Annotated in this window: 14 protein-coding genes; 11 read left to right on the top strand and 3 right to left on the bottom strand. The window is 71.4% G+C overall.

Going from position 1 to position 14,376, the window contains the following annotated elements; translation table 11 throughout:
- The first annotated feature begins 31 nt into the window (after positions 1–31).
- Both ACYVD1_RS09645 and ACYVD1_RS09650 read left to right on the top strand, forming a co-directional pair.
- Positions 32–1,552, top strand: a complete 1,521-nt coding sequence (locus ACYVD1_RS09645; protein WP_460770473.1) for an MFS transporter — start codon at positions 32–34, stop codon at positions 1,550–1,552.
- A gap of 7 nt (positions 1,553–1,559) precedes the next feature.
- The gene (locus tag ACYVD1_RS09650; RefSeq protein ID WP_460770475.1) at positions 1,560–2,213 is read left to right on the top strand and encodes an acyl-CoA-like ligand-binding transcription factor; all 654 of its coding nucleotides are present in this window, start codon (positions 1,560–1,562) and stop codon (positions 2,211–2,213) included.
- A 21-nt stretch (positions 2,214–2,234) separates the two neighbouring features.
- Here ACYVD1_RS09650 and ACYVD1_RS09655 read toward each other — a convergent pair whose 3' ends face one another.
- Positions 2,235–2,681 (bottom strand): hypothetical protein, encoded by a 447-nt coding sequence (locus tag ACYVD1_RS09655; RefSeq protein ID WP_460770477.1) that lies wholly within the window; start codon positions 2,679–2,681, stop codon positions 2,235–2,237.
- 140 nt (positions 2,682–2,821) lie between these two features.
- Between ACYVD1_RS09655 and ACYVD1_RS09660 the strand changes: the two genes are divergently transcribed.
- The 5 genes from ACYVD1_RS09660 to ACYVD1_RS09680 all read left to right on the top strand — a co-directional run bounded on the left by ACYVD1_RS09660 (position 2,822) and on the right by ACYVD1_RS09680 (position 7,269).
- Positions 2,822–3,640 carry a DsbA family protein gene (locus tag ACYVD1_RS09660; RefSeq protein WP_460770479.1) on the top strand — a complete coding sequence of 273 codons (819 nt, stop codon included), beginning with the start codon at positions 2,822–2,824 and terminating at the stop codon, positions 3,638–3,640.
- 6 nt (positions 3,641–3,646) lie between these two features.
- The gene (locus tag ACYVD1_RS09665) at positions 3,647–4,552 is read left to right on the top strand and encodes a cytochrome c biogenesis CcdA family protein (protein ID WP_460770481.1); all 906 of its coding nucleotides are present in this window, start codon (positions 3,647–3,649) and stop codon (positions 4,550–4,552) included.
- Positions 4,542–5,837, top strand: coding sequence for a PQQ-binding-like beta-propeller repeat protein (locus tag ACYVD1_RS09670; protein ID WP_460770483.1), 1,296 nt, complete (start codon positions 4,542–4,544; stop codon positions 5,835–5,837). The genes ACYVD1_RS09665 and ACYVD1_RS09670 overlap by 11 nt, the downstream gene beginning before the upstream one ends.
- A gap of 110 nt (positions 5,838–5,947) precedes the next feature.
- Complete coding sequence (locus ACYVD1_RS09675; RefSeq protein WP_460770485.1) at positions 5,948–6,325, top strand: BlaI/MecI/CopY family transcriptional regulator; 378 nt, start codon at positions 5,948–5,950, stop codon at positions 6,323–6,325.
- On the top strand, positions 6,322–7,269 hold the full coding sequence (locus ACYVD1_RS09680) for a M56 family metallopeptidase (RefSeq protein WP_460770487.1): 948 nt from the start codon (positions 6,322–6,324) through the stop codon (positions 7,267–7,269). Before ACYVD1_RS09675 ends, ACYVD1_RS09680 begins: the two co-directional genes overlap by 4 nt.
- A gap of 117 nt (positions 7,270–7,386) precedes the next feature.
- Here the strand turns inward: ACYVD1_RS09680 and ACYVD1_RS09685 are convergent, their stop codons facing one another.
- Positions 7,387–8,883 carry a glycoside hydrolase family 30 protein gene (locus ACYVD1_RS09685; protein ID WP_460770489.1) on the bottom strand — a complete coding sequence of 499 codons (1,497 nt, stop codon included), beginning with the start codon at positions 8,881–8,883 and terminating at the stop codon, positions 7,387–7,389.
- Positions 8,884–9,116: 233 nt separating this feature from the next.
- Between ACYVD1_RS09685 and ACYVD1_RS09690 the strand changes: the two genes are divergently transcribed.
- From ACYVD1_RS09690 to leuE, 3 genes are all read left to right on the top strand, one after another.
- Positions 9,117–9,752, top strand: coding sequence for a TetR family transcriptional regulator (locus ACYVD1_RS09690; protein WP_460770492.1), 636 nt, complete (start codon positions 9,117–9,119; stop codon positions 9,750–9,752).
- A gap of 246 nt (positions 9,753–9,998) precedes the next feature.
- Positions 9,999–11,921: a serine hydrolase domain-containing protein gene (locus ACYVD1_RS09695; RefSeq protein ID WP_460770495.1), complete on the top strand. Its 1,923-nt coding sequence runs from the start codon at positions 9,999–10,001 to the stop codon at positions 11,919–11,921.
- Between the two features lie 149 nt (positions 11,922–12,070).
- On the top strand, positions 12,071–12,742 hold the full coding sequence (leuE, locus tag ACYVD1_RS09700; RefSeq protein WP_460770497.1) for a leucine efflux protein LeuE: 672 nt from the start codon (positions 12,071–12,073) through the stop codon (positions 12,740–12,742).
- Positions 12,743–12,808: 66 nt separating this feature from the next.
- Here leuE and ACYVD1_RS09705 read toward each other — a convergent pair whose 3' ends face one another.
- Positions 12,809–13,393, bottom strand: a complete 585-nt coding sequence (locus ACYVD1_RS09705) for a TetR/AcrR family transcriptional regulator (RefSeq protein WP_460770499.1) — start codon at positions 13,391–13,393, stop codon at positions 12,809–12,811.
- A gap of 81 nt (positions 13,394–13,474) precedes the next feature.
- Between ACYVD1_RS09705 and ACYVD1_RS09710 the strand changes: the two genes are divergently transcribed.
- Positions 13,475–14,347, top strand: coding sequence for an oxidoreductase (locus ACYVD1_RS09710; RefSeq protein ID WP_460770501.1), 873 nt, complete (start codon positions 13,475–13,477; stop codon positions 14,345–14,347).
- The last annotated feature ends 29 nt before the right edge of the window (positions 14,348–14,376 follow it).

Below are 14,376 nucleotides of genomic sequence, written 5' to 3' on the forward strand. Positions count from 1 at the left end.
AAAAGAAAGTAACTTTCATTTTGGAGCGGTGATGACTGACACCCCCCATCGGTGGTGGGCGCTGGCCGCGCTCACGCTGGCCGTCCTGGTCTTCGACCTCAACCTCACGATCGTGAACGTCGCCCTGCCCACGCTGGCGGTGGAGCTGGACGCCACCACGGCCCAACTCCAGTGGCTCCCGAACGCCTACATGCTGATGGTGGCCGCCGCGCTGCTCCCCGCCGGGCTCTTGGGCGACCGGTTCGGCCCCCGGAAGCCGCTGCTGGTAGCGCTCCTCGCCCTCGCCGCGGCGGCGGTGGGCTGCTCACTGGCGACCACCCCCGAAGCGCTCATCATCGGGCAGGGAGTGCTCGGGCTCGCCGCGGGTTTCGTGCCCGCGCTGACGCTGTCCTTGGTCAATGCGCTGTTCCCCGGAAAGGAAAGGGCGCGGGCCCTCGCGGTCTGGACGGCGGGGCTCACCCTGGGCATCCCGCTCGGGCCGATCGTGGGCGGCGCGCTCCTCGCCCACTTCTGGTGGGGCACGATCTTCCTGGTGAACCTGCCCCTGGTGGCGATCGCGGTGGTGATGATCGCCCTGCTCGTGCCGGGCGGCGGCGGTTCGGACGACGTGCGGTTCGACGCTCCCGGGGTGCTCATGGCCAGCGGCGGTCTGGTCGCCTTCACGTACGGCCTGGTGGAGGCGGGTGAGCGTGGCTGGGCGGCCCCGCTGACGCTGGTGGCGTTGGGCTTCGGCGTCCTGCTCCTCGCGGGGTTCGCCCTGTGGGTGCGCTGGGCACTGCACCCCATCGTGCGCCCCGAACTGTTCCGGAGCAGGGGGTTCGTGGGCGGCGTCCTGCTCGCCACCTTGGTGACCTTCGCCCTGATGGGCGCGATCTATACGCTCCCGCAGTACTTCCAGGCGGTGTTCGGGTCGGGCCCGCTCGGGACCGGGCTGCGGTTGATGCCCGTGGTGGGCGGCCTTCTGGTGGGTGTGCTGCTGGCCAGCCCGGTCCGGGAGCGCTACGGGGCACGGACGGTGATCGCGGTCGGCTTCGCCGTGCTCGCCGCCGGTGCCGGACTGGGTGCGGTCGCCGGTTCCGGCGCGGGGGCGGCAGCCGGGGACGGCTACGGCCTGATGGCACTGTGGATGGCGGTGGTGGGCGCCGGGGCCGGGCTGGCGCTGCCCGCCACCATGGACGCCGCGATGGCCGCGCTGCAGCCGGGGAGCGCGGGCGTGGGATCGGCGGTCATGCAGGCTCTGCGCCAGGTCGGCGGGGCCTTCGGAGTGGCCCTGATCGGCGGGGTCCTGGCCACCGGGTACCGCACGGGCGTCGACGTGGCCGGGTTGCCTCCGGACCGGGCGGAGGCGGTGCTGCGCACCCCGGCGGGCGGCGTTCGGGTGGCTGAGGAGACGGGGTCGGCGGGGCTCTTGGCGTCCGTGCGGGACGCCTTCGTGCAGGGCATGGCCGGGACGCTGTGGTTGACCGCCGGAGTCGCGGTGGCCGGGGCGGTGACGGCCCTCGTGCTGCTGCCGAAGGTGCGGGATGAGAAACCGAGCCCGGTTGCGCGATGATGTGCCCATGGGCTTGCGAGAGCAGAAGAAGGCCGCCACGCGTGCGGAGATCAGCCGCCAGGCGCTGCGGCTCTTCCAGGAGCAGGGGTACGAGGCCACCACGACCGAACAGATCGCCGCCGCGGCCAACGTCTCGCCGAGCACGTTCTTCCGGTACTTCCCGACCAAGGGCGAGGCGGTGCTGGTGGAGGACGTCTTCCCCGAGGTGTTCCGCCACTTCATGGCCCAACCCGAGGGGACGCCGCTCACCGAGGCTCTGCGGGCCGGGCTGCGGGAGACCTACGGGCGCATGGACGAGGCGGGGCGGGAGGCGGACCGGTCCCGGCGCGAGCTGCTGTTCACCGTGCCCGAACTGCGCATGGCGCTGATGGACCGGTACGCGGTGGGGATCGAGGAACTGTGCGCGGCGGCGGCCGCCAGGACGGGGCGTGACCGGCAGGACCTGGCCGTGCGCACGTGGGCGGGCGCCATCATCGGGGTGCTGGCGTCGGTGTCCATGGGGATCGGCGACGGCGGCGCGGAGGGTTCGGCGCCTGGCGCATCCGAGGTCCACGACAGCCCCGATGCCCCCGTAGCCCCCGTTGCCTCCGCGGCCGGCGCGGACTTCGCTGAGGTGTTGGACGACGCGATCGCACTGGTGGAGGCGGGTCTCCCGCTCTGAGCGGAGCAGGACCCGTCCGGATCAGGGAGTGGGGACGGGGACCGGGCAGGCGGCGTTCGCGCGGAGCCGGGAGCGCAGGGCCACGGCCAGCAGGACCAGTCCGGCGGCGGCGAGCAGGGGCTGGAGCGGGGCGAACCAGGCCATAGCGCCGCTGGTGCCGAGGGCCAGCAGGACGAGCTTGTTGCAGACCGGGCAGCCGATCGCGAACCAGGCGAGCAGGCCGCCGCCGAGCCCGCGCTTGCTTCCGGGGCCGTCCGAGCCCTCGGCGACCGGGCGGGTGTAGGTGGCGAACAGCAGCCCGGACAGGACGGCGGTGGCCACCCACACCGGATACGACCACCACGTGGGATCGATCTCACGGGCGAAGATCCCGTTGGGAATCAGCACCGCGGGCAGCCCCAGGACGAGTAGGGTCAGGGCCGCGCCGACCGCCGCGGTGACCCACTGCCGTGTACCCCAGTCGCGCATGTTCCGTCCCTCATGTGCGGCGCCCGAGTGCTCGAGTCCTCGAGTCGTGTCCGTGCATCAGCGTACTGGCACGCCGACGCTTGTTTCTATGAAGCATAGAGTATTCTCTATTCGTCATAGAAAACGGGGGTGGGAGAAGCATGCCGAAGGGCGCCGAAGGGTCGAAGGACGGCGACGAGTCCGAAGCCAGCGACAAGTCCGAGGCCGGCACGAAGCCGAAGTCAGCCGCGAAGCCGAAGGCCGCGAAGAAGAAGGGCGTCTCACCGCTGCTGCTGGGCGGGGCGGTCCTCGTCTCCCTGGTGGTCGCGGTGATCGTGGGCCTGAACCTGGAGGACGACGGGGACGCCGAGACACCCGACTCGGCCTCGGTGGTCGACCACGTCGACGAGGAACAGCGCGAGTGGGGGCAGGACCTGGCCCGGCGCAACGCCGACGACCCGATGGCCCTGGGCGACGCGGACGCCCCCGTGGTCCTGGTGGCCTACTCCGACTTCGCCTGCCCCTACTGCGCGACCTGGGCGCAGGAGACCCAGCCGGAACTGGTCGAGCGCTACGTCGACTCCGGTGACCTGCGGATCGAGTGGCGGGAGTTCCCCTACCTGGGCGACGTCTCGCAGACGCTCTCGGTGGGCGCGGTCGCCGCGGGCGAGCAGGAGGCGTTCTGGGAGTACCAGGAGGCGGTGTTCGAACGGCAGGACGACCTCAAGTCCTCCTCGGACCCGGACGCGGACCTCGGCGAGGTGGCCGAGGAGATCGGCCTCGACCCCGACCAGTTCCTGGAGGACCTGCGCTCGGAGCGGAGCGGGATCGAGGTCGGACACGACTTCGTGGAGGGGCAGCAGATCGGGGTCAGCGCGACCCCCGCCTTCATCGTCAACGGAGACCCCATCATGGGCGCGCAGCCCCTCGACGTGTTCCTGGAGAGCGTGGACACGGCGCTCGCCGCGGCAGGGGAGTGACCGGCCGTGGACATCGGATTCGTCGCGGCCGTACTCGGCGGCCTACTGGCCCTGCTCAGTCCCTGTAGCGCGCTGCTCCTCCCGTCGTTCTTCGCCTACGCCTTCCGCGACACGGGGAGGCTCCTGCTGCGCACCGGCGTCTTCTACGCGGGACTCTGCCTGACCCTGGTGCCGCTCGGAGCGGGATCGGCGATGGTGAGCGTGCTCTTCTACGGCCACCGCGACCTGCTGATCAACACGGCGGGCGGCCTGATCATCGCCTTCGGAATCGCCCAGATCCTGGGGCTCGGCTTCACCTGGGGCGTGCTGGCCCGCGCCCAGGGCCGGTTCGCCGCCGGACGGGGCAGCCTGTCCGTCCTGGGCCTCGGAGCGGTCTACGGCCTCGCCGGTTTCTGTTCGGGGCCGATCCTCGGCGCGGTGCTCACCGTCGCGGCCACCGGAACCCCCGTCCGGGGCATGCTGCTCATGGCCGTCTACGGGCTGGGCATGGTGCTGCCGATGTTCTTCCTGGCTCTGCTGTGGGACCGCTACGACCTGGGCAGCCGCCAGTGGTTGCGCGGCCGGACCGTGCGTCTCGGCCCGCTGCGCACCCACACGACCGCGCTGCTGACCGGGGCGCTGTTCGTGGGGATCGGCGTGCTGTTCGTGGCCTTCGACGGCACCGCGTCGATGGTCGGGCTCCCCGGCACCGGCTGGATGGTCGACGTCGCCGACCGGGCGCAGGAGACGCTCTCACAGCTGAGCGGCGCCACCGACACCGTCGCCCTGGTGGCGCTGGTCGGCACGGTCACCCTGGTCGTGGCCGCGACCCTCCTCAACCGCAGGCGGGGCCGGGACGACGAAGACGGCGAGAACGAGGGCGGGTCCGGCTCCGGGGCCGGGACCGAGAAGGCGGAGGGCCGTGCCGAATAAGAGCGGCGGCGCGGCACCGCCCGTAAGCCGCAGAGGGGTACCGGCGAGGACCGCCGGCGGCGCGGTGCTGGCCGGTACCCTCCTCCTGCTGACCGCCTGCGGATTCCTGGAAACGGAGGGGACGGCCGACGCGGAGCCGAGGAACGACCCCGCCACGCCACCGCCGACCGGCGTCGGGGACCTCCCGCACCCGCTGGAGGGCAGTGCGCTGTGGACCGCACCCTTCTCCTCCGAACCCGAAGCCGCGGGATCGTCCTTCGTGGGTATCGTCCAGGAACGGGAGGGCGGAGACCTCCGGTTCCTCGGAGTGGACCGCGAGGGTGTCACCCGGTGGTCCACCGAACGTGATCCCAGCTGCACCGGGTTCACGGTCACGCGCGGGGACGGGGGCGAAGAGCTCGTGGTGCTGCTGGACCGCGAACCCGACCCCGACGGCGGCCTCCTCGCTGCCAGGACCACCGCCGCCGCCCACGACCCCGACACCGGGCAGGCCGTCTGGGGGCCGACGGAGGTACCCGGAACCCTGGTCGGCCCCGGCCTGGTGTTCGCCGCGCTGCCCGGCAGCGTCATGAGCGACGAGACCGGCCCGAAGGTCGCGCTGGACGCGGCCTCCGGGAACGTGGTCGCGGACGAGGAGGACGGGGACGCCGTCCTGCACGAGCACCACGGCGCCCTGCTCGTGCACCGGGACGGCGAACTGCGTGCGGTCGGCCCCGAGGGCCGTGACCTGTGGACCCACGAGGACCTGGAGGTCCCGGACGGGATCGGGGAGGAGCCGGTCCGGGTCGGCTACGGGCCGCGCCCGGCCAGCGACTCCGGCGCCGCGGTGGTTCTGGAGTGGACGCCGGACACGGACGAGTCCGACGGCACACTCCTGTACACCGTGCACGACCTGCGCACCGGTCAGAGCCTTCTGGAACTCGACCCCGAAAGCGAGCCCCGGTACCTGGGGGACGGCGAGGGCCGCACGGCCGTCCTCGGGGTCCCGGCCGGAGGCGACGGGGCCCGGCTGTTCGGGCTGGCCGCACCGGACATCCCACCGGCCTGGGAGATCCCGGCCGGGGCGGACGAACGCCTCAGCGGGCTCGTCGGCGGCATGCTCTACACCACGGACGGGGAGGGGCGCCGGGTGGTCGACGCCGACACCGGCAGCGCCCAAGAGGGCGGGCCGGACGCGGTTCCGGTGACCGCGCTCCCCGACGGCCCCGCGATCCTGCCGGTCCCCGGCGAAGACGGCGACGACGTCCTCGCCGCCCTCCCGGTCGGCGGAGGGGACGGAACATGAGGGGGAGCGCATGCAGCGGCCATGCGGAAGGCGGCCATGCGGGGACCGGACCCATGGGGAACGGTCACCCGCCTAGTCTGGACGGAGAAGCGCAGGAGGAACGGCGGTCCATGAGTAACACGGTTCCCGGGCTCGGGTCACTGGAGTCCGCGGTGATGGGGGTCCTGTGGGCCGCCGGGAAACCGATGAGCGTGCGCGAGGTGGTCGACGCGCTACCGGGCCGGGAACCGGCCTACACCACCATCTCCACGGTCCTGGAGAACCTGCGCCGCAAGGACTGGGTCGACCGCGAGCGAACCGGCCGCCTCTGGTTCTACCGGGCGCTGCGCGACCGCGCCTCGCACGCGGCCGACCGCATGCACGGTGCCCTGGACGACAGCGGCAACCCCCAAGCGGCCCTGCTGCGCTTCGTCGACCGGATGGATCCGGGGGACCTCGACGTCCTCCGCGACCTGCTCGCCGACATCCCCCGGCAAGAGGACATATGACCTGGTCCGTCGCGGCTCTGGCCGCCGTACTGCTGTGGAGCGCAGCCGGCCCTTGGGCACTGCGTGCCTTCCACAGGCGCCTGGGCCCCTCGGCCGGGGCGATGCTCGCGCTGTGGACGCTCACCACCGTCACGTGGCTGCTGGCCTGCGCGGTCCTTCTCGCCACCCTGGTGACCCAAGTGATGGGCCCCGGGGTCAAGGCGTTCGTCGCCGCCTGCGCCGACCTCCTCCAGGCGGTACACGCCAACGGGGCCGAGAGCGGACTCGTGATCGCCGGGATCCTAGGCGGGGCGGGGCTGGCGCGGCTCTCCTGGACCGCGGTCCGGCGCCGCGGCGCCCGAGTCGCCTGGACCCGGGAACACGGACGAGAACTGAGCGCGAGCGGCCGCCGCCGTACCCTGCACCTGGACCGGGTCTGGCTGGTGGACACCCCCGAACCCGCCGCCTACTGCCTGCCCGGCCGGGGCCTGGGCATCGTCGTCACCAGGGGTGCACTCGACCAGCTGAACGCTTCCGAGCTGCGCGCGGTCCTCGCCCACGAACGCGCACACCTGGACGGGCGCCACCACTTCCTGGTCACTTGGACGCGGCTGCTCGACAACGCCTTCCCCGGTGTTCCGCTGCTCCGTACGGCGGCGCGGGAGGTTCCCGAGCTGGTGGAGTGGGCCGCCGACGACCGGGCCGCGCGCGAGGTCGGTCCGCACGCGCTCGCTCACGCCCTCGGGATCATGGCGGCTTCGGGGGTGCGCGGGCCCGAACCGGCGCTGTCCGCGTCGGGGGCCTGCCCGGTGCGCCGGGTCCGCCGCCAGGTCCGGGCACCCGAACCCTCCGCCGGGCTCGTCGTCAATACGGCCGCGGCCCTGGTCGTGGTCCTGCCCCTGGCGCTGACGGTGCTGGCGACCGCGCTCAACGTGGCCGTTCCGCACTGTGAGTGCGTGGGCTGACCGCCCGACCGGGGCGGGCGCCCTGTGGGCGGGCACAGTGCTGGCGGGCGCCCTCTCGGAGGCCCGCCAGCTCCCTGCACTGCTCGAAAATCCGCTAGGCCGTACTCACGGGCCGGGTCACCAGGTGAAGGTGGCCACCGAACCGGCGGGCAGGGTGTACGACAGCGAGGCCCCGTCCTCTGTGACGGAGAAGGTGTGGTCCTCCTCGGTGTCCGCGTTGACCACGAACGCGGTCTTCCCGCCGTCCGGGTTCTCGAACACCACGTTTTGGACCCCGCCGCTGCCTTCGCTGGTGGAACCGATCCTGGTGGCGCCGGGCTCGACGAACCCGGCCAGGTGGCCGAGTACGTAGTACTCGCCGTTGTAGGTGATGTCGGAGCCGTCGATCTCCACGACCCCGGTACAACGGTCTTCGCAGTTGCCCTGGTGCGGGCCGCCGTCGGCGTCCAGCGCGAGGTTCCAGGTCACGGTGGTCTCGCCGCCGTTGCGCATGTTGCCCACCACCAGGTGCTCGGACTGCCACCACAGGGTGTCGGAGAAGACCTCGTCGTCGGGTCCGTCACCGCTGCCCGAGCACTCGGTGAAGTACACGCGCTTGCCCACGTCCACGACCTCGCTCTGCGCCGAGGGGTCGCCCGCGTAGCAGTGGAAGGCGGCGCCCTGGACTCGGTCGATGCCCTCGGTGCCTTCGAACACCTCCAACGGGTACTCGGGCTCGTCCCAGTTGTGGTCGTAGGCGTACAGATCGGTGTCCAGCCCGGCCTCGGTGAGGGCCTCGTCCAGGACGTGGAAGAAGGCGGCCTGCTCGTCGGCGGGGACGTAGGTGGACGGGTAGTCGGTGTCCAGCAGCGGTTCGTTCTGCATGGTGAGGTCGGCGAGGTCGATGCCCTCGTCCGCGTACGCCTCAATCGCGTTGACCAGGTAGTCGGCGTAGTCCTCGTAGTGGTCGGGGTCGAGCCCGCCGCCGTTGAGGGAGCCGCCGGTCTTCATCCAGGCCGGTGGAGACCACGGGCTACCCATGAAGCGGATGTCCGGGTTGTGCTCCAGGGCCTGCTGCACGACCGGGATGATCTCCTGCCGGTCCCGGTCGATGCTGAACTCTCCGGGGGTGTCCTCGTAGGTGTAGAAGTCACCGGCGTTGAAGTCGGTACTGCCCAGCGGCTGGCGCAGGTAGCTCAGCCCGATCCCGTCCTCCGGGGAGAACAGCGTGGCCATCAGCTCGTCGCGTTCGCCCTCGGGCAGTTCGGAGATGAGCTGCGCGGAGGCCTCGGTGACCGAGGCGCCGGCCCCGGTGAAGGTCTGCTCCCGCTGGTCGTCGTCGACCGCGATGTCGATGTCCTCGGGTGAGGACGTGAACGACACGTCGTCCTGCTGGGTGAGGGTGTGGGAACGGTCCGGCGAGGTCATCCAGACACTCGCCGAGTCCTGCGCGGCGGACTGTTCGGCGGAGGCCGCGATCGCAGTGGCGTCGGTCCGGTCGGAGGCCGAGGTGGCCGCGCCGACAGCGGTGGCGCCAAGGGCGAGGGCACAGGTCGTGGCCAGGACGGCGGGGACGCGTCCGCGGCGGGGGCTCCGGTGGCCGGGTTCGGGGGTTCTGGGGGTGGAGTGATACATGGTTTCTCCCGTTACTGCTGAGCGGGTCGTCTCGGGGGTTCGGGCGTGCGTCCTCCCTTCGTCGCGAGGGGCCCGTGTCACGGGTCCGTGTCGCCTGCATGACAACACACTTAACGAGTGTTCGGTAGGTACCTTTTCGAACTATTTACCAAGTAGTCGGTAGGTAGGCGGAACTCCCCTGTTCACAGGGGTTCCGGGGATCATCGGACGAGCAGGGCCGTAGACTCGCCCATGTGAGATCCAAGCGAGCAAGCAACGGCGGAACCCGACGACGGACACCGCGCGGGGACCGTGCCGAGCGGCGCGCGGACATCCTCCGGATCGCCACGGACGCCTTCGCGACCAAGGGCTACAACAAGGCGTCCCTCGCCGAGATCTCCGAGCGGGCCGGGCTCACCCAGGCAGGGGTGCTCCACCACTTCCCCTCCAAGGAAGCCCTGCTCACCGGGGTCCTCGACCTGCGCGACGCTTCCGCGATCGAGGACCTGGGCGACGAGCGCCCCCGCGGCCTCGACTTCCTCCGCCACCTCGTCGACACGATCCGGCGCAACACCGCACGCGAGGGCATCGTCCAGCTCTACGCAGTGCTCTCCGCCGAGAGCGTCACCGACGACCACCCCGCCCAGGGCTACTTCCGCGACCGCTACGACGGGCTTCGGGGCATCCTCACCGAGGCATTGGCAGAGGCGAAGAAGGCCGGAGAGGTCGCCGGGGACATGGACGCTCGTGCCGTGGCGATATCGATCATCGCGGTGATGGACGGCCTCCAGGTCCAGTGGCTGCTCGACCCGGAGGGCGTAGACATGGCCGCACAGACCCAGCTGACCATAGAGCGCCTGGCCGGGGCCGAGCTGGCACCGGGTCCGTAACGCCGGGCCGGACGGGGACGTGGTGGGGCGCGCCCGTACCCGGGCGACCGGCAGGCGGCCAAGGCGCACGAACACGGCGAGACCAACCGCACCGACGGCACGCTCGTGCCCACCGTGGACCGAGCCCGCGCATCCGCTGCCGGGTGGTGCTGGTACGACGTCCGGGACACCGGTTACCAGGGCAGACACGGGGAGCCCCCGCATCTAACGTCGAAGTGTCGTTGATCGAGGGCCTGGAGGTTGGTCATGCGCGAGTGGTGCCCGGCCGTGGCCGCCGTCGTTCTCCTGACCGGTGCGGCCGGTCTGGTGGGGGCGCTGCCCGCGCAGGCTTCCGGGCCCGCTCAGGCGGAGTTCACCACCGCCGAGGCGGTGGAGTTCGTCGACGCACGGCTGCCCGAGCTCCTCGGCGAGCAGGGGGTCCCCGGCGCCGTGGCCTCCGTGGTCTCTGACGGGGAGACGGTCCATACCGAGGGTTACGGGTACGCCGACCCGGAGTCCGGTGCGGAGATGGACCCGGAGGACACCGCCGTCCTGACCGGGTCGGTGGGCAAGTCCTTCACGGCCGCGGCCGCGTTGGAACTGGTCGGGGAGGGCCGGATCGACCTCCACGAGGACGTCAACGCCTACCTGCCGGAGGAAACGCGGGTCCGGGACGCTTTCCCCCGGAAGCCGGTCACCCTGCACCACCTGCTCACCCACACCGCGGGGTTCGAGGAGCACAGTGAAGGTTCGGCCACCGAGGACCCGGCCGACGCCCTCGCGCTGGACGAGTACGTTGCCCGCCACCAGCCCGAGCGCGTGTACCCGCCGGGCCGCTTCACCGCCTACTCCAACTTCGGCTACAGCCTGATCGGGCATCTGGTGGCGGAGGTCTCCGGGATGCCGTTCGAGGAGTACGCGGAACAGAGCGTGTTCGAGCCGCTGGGGATGGCCGACACCTCCTTCCAACGGGGGGATGGCGGACTTCCGGAGGGTCTGGAACCCGCAGTCAACCATGTGCTGGCACCGGACGGTGAGCTGACGCCGGCTCCCGGGGTGGGAGCCAACGAGTACCCGGCCGGATACGCGTTCACCACCGCCGCCGATATGTCCCGGTTCATGAGCGCGCTCATGGACGACGGTCCCCTGGGCGGGGGAGTGATGCTCGACCGGCACGCCGAGCCGCACCCGGAGGCCGCCGCCGTGGGCTATGGGACCTACGAGCGGTACACCAGCGAACCCCGTGTGGTCGGGCACTTCGGCAGCTTCCTGGGTGCCAACACCGACTACGCCCTCGTGCCCGAGCTGGACCTGGGAATCTTCGTTGCGGTCAACAGCGACGCCGACGCCGGAATGTTCGAGTCCGCCTGGACGCGGCTCGTGGACGAGTTCCTGACCGAGGTCGCCGGAGTGGAACCCGGCATCGACGCGACGGAGCCGCTGGATCTCACCGAGGAGGAACTGCGCAGGTACGAGGGCGGGTACCACGCGGCGAGGGTCAGCGTCACCGAGGTCACCATGCTCCCCGCGATCCTGGGCAGTTACCGGCCCGCCCGGGCGGCCGACGGCGCACTGTGGATGTCCTGCTCGACGGCTATGGACGAACAGCGGTGGTTCCCGGTGGGGGACGGCCTGTTCCGCTCCGAGGACGGTGCGGAGCTGGCGGCCTTCATCGAGGAGGACGGCGAGGTGGTCGGGTTCGTCTGCGACCGGGCGCCGACCCACCCGTACGTGAAGGTCGGCTGGTGGGAGACCCCGTTCCCGTGGCTGGTCGCGGGCGGGCTGTCGGTACTGGTGGTGGCGGGCATGCTCGGCTGGCCGGTCGCCGCACTGGTCCGGAAGGTGCGCGGTCGTCCCGCGCCGAAGCGGGGGTCAGGCGCTCGGGCATGGGCGCGCCCGCTTGCCGGGGCGACCGGTCTGCTCACCCTCGGTGCCCTGGCCGCCGTGGGGGCCGTGGCGACCAGCGAGGCGATGCCGATCATGGTCTTCACCGGCGCGGGCGTGCTCGGGGTGCCGCTGGCCCTGGTGACACTTCCGGCCGCAGGAGTGGTCGTGTGCGCGGTGCTCGCCTGGGTCCGCGGTTGGTGGGGCCTCTGGGGCCGGGTCTCGTACACGGCGGTGGCGCTGGCCCTCACGGTGTTCTTGTCCGTGGCCTACCACGTCAACCTCGTGTGGACGCCCTGGTACTGACCCCCGGATCGGTACCGGCGCCCTCCTGGGCACGAGTGCGGGCAGCCGGGTGCTGCCGAAGCGCACATCTCACGGAGAGCGGGGTCTGGTTGGTCACAAACGGGGAGGAGGGATACCGGCATCGGGTGACCGGATGAAACACTCCGCTCATGCTCGGCGTCACCGACCTGCCCACTTACCTGGCAGGGCTCATCCTCATCGTGCTCCTCCCGGGGCCCAACTCGCTGTACGTGCTCTCCGTCGCGGCGCGCAGCGGTACCCGCACCGGCTACAAGGCCGCCGCGGGCGTGTTCACCGGGGACGCGGTGCTGATGCTGCTCGCCGCGGCCGGTGCCGCCTCGCTCCTCCAGACCAACGAGCTGCTCTTCTCGGTCGTGAAGTTCGCGGGCGCCGCCTACCTGGTCTGGATGGCGATCGGGATGCTGCGCTCGGCGTACGCCATGTGGACGACCCGGCACGAGCGGGCCGAGGGGCAGCGGGCCGCCGACGCTGCCGCCGACCGGACGGGAACGGCGACCGCGGAACGCCCCTACCGCCGGGCGCTCGTGGTGTCGCTGTTCAACCCCAAGGTGATCCTCTTCCTGATCTCCTTCTTCGTGCAGTTCGTCGACCCCGCGTACGCCTACCCGGCGCTGTCCTTCCTGGTGCTGGGCATTCTGATGCAGGTCGTCAGCTTCCTGTACCTCTCGGTGCTGATCTTCAGCGGGACGAGGCTGGCCGCGGCCTTCGGCCAGCGGCGCGGACTCTCGGCCGGGGCGACATCTCTGGCGGGCGCCCTGTTCCTGGGCTTCGCGGTGCGCCTCTCGGTCAGCAGCCCCTGACTCCCGGAAACGGTCCGCGGGACCGCTCGGCCTCGCGCCGTTCCCCAGAGGGCCGGCCCGAGAGGATCAGCGCGGGGCGAGTCCGGATATCAGGTGGTGGACAACGGTCTCCAGGTCCTCGTCGACGTCCCCGGCGGAGTTGTCGGCGCTGAAGGACCCGAAGCCGTGCAGGGCCGAGGCCACGGTGAGGGCGATGTTGCCGGGGTCGCCCTCGGTGATCTCGCCCTGGCGCTGCCCCTCGGCGATGGCGTGCAGGACGATGGCCAGCAGGTCGCCGACGGCGGCGGAGAGCTGTTCGGAGATATCGGCGTCGTGTTTGCGCGCGTACATCAGGTCGAGCAGGGCGGCGTTGTGCAGGGCGAAGCCCACGTAGGCGCGGGCCAGGGCGAGGAGGTACACCTCGGTGCTCTCACCTGGGCGCGCCGCCTGTTCGAGCGCGGCCCGCAGGCGCTGGAAGCCGTTCAGTGCGAGGGCGTCGAGCAGGGCCTGCTTGTCCTTGAAGTGGCGTCCGGGCGCGGCGTGGCTGACGCCCGCTTCGCGGGCGAGCTCGCGCAGGGAGAGCGCCGCGGGGCCGCGTTCGGCGAGGGTGCGCTCGGCGCTTTCCAGGAGGGCGGCGCGCAGGTCTCCGTGGTGGTAAGGGCGGTCAGCCATGCCGGACAGCATAGCCCGATGTTTGCGATGACATCATTGTTGTCGTTGACAACTTTCGGTGGGTGCGCCTAGGTTGACGAGATGAGCGAAAGAAACGTCAGCCTCCCTGACCTGAGCGGCAAGACCGCCGTCATCACCGGCGCCAACAGCGGACTGGGGCTGGAGACCGCCAAAATCCTGGCCCGGCGCGGTGCCCGGGTGGTCCTGGCCGTTCGCGACACCGCCAAGGGCGAGGAGGCCGCTCGGGAGGTCCAGGGGGAGACCGAGGTCCGCCGCTTGGACCTGGCCGACCTGTCCTCCGTGCGCGAGTTCGCCGCCGGGTGGAAGGGCGACCTCGACCTGCTCATCAACAACGCGGGCCTCATGGCGATCCCGGAGTCCCGCACCCAGGACGGCTTCGAGACCCAGTTCGGCGTCAACCACCTGGGCCACTTCGCGCTCACCAACCTTCTCTTGGAACACGTCACCGGGCGAGTCGTCACCGTCTCTTCGGGGATGCACCTGACGGTCCGTGGCATCAACTTCGCCGACGTCAACCTGGAGAGCGGCTACACGCCCTACCGGGCCTACGGGCAGTCCAAACTGGCCAACCTGCTGTTCACCCTGGAGCTCCAGCGCCTGCTGGAGGAGGCCGGATCGCCGCTGCTCGCCACCGCCGCGCACCCCGGCTACGCCGCCACCAACCTCCAGGGCCGCACCGGGAAGCCGCTCGAGGACAAGTTCATGTCCGTATTGAACAAGGTCGCCGCGCAGAGCGCCGTGGCCGGGGCCCTGCCCACGGTCTACGCCGCCACACAGGACGTGCCCGGTGCCGCCTACGCCGGTCCCCAAGGGGTGTTCCTGAACGGCGCACCCGGCCTGGCGCGCAGGGGCCCCGCCGCCCAGGACCCCGCCGCGGCCCGGCGCCTCTGGGACTTGTCGGAGGAGATGACCGGCACCTCGTTCCCGCTCTGAGAGGCTTCGGCCCGAACACCGTGAACGGC

It is taken from the genome of Nocardiopsis nanhaiensis, from assembly GCF_054778635.1.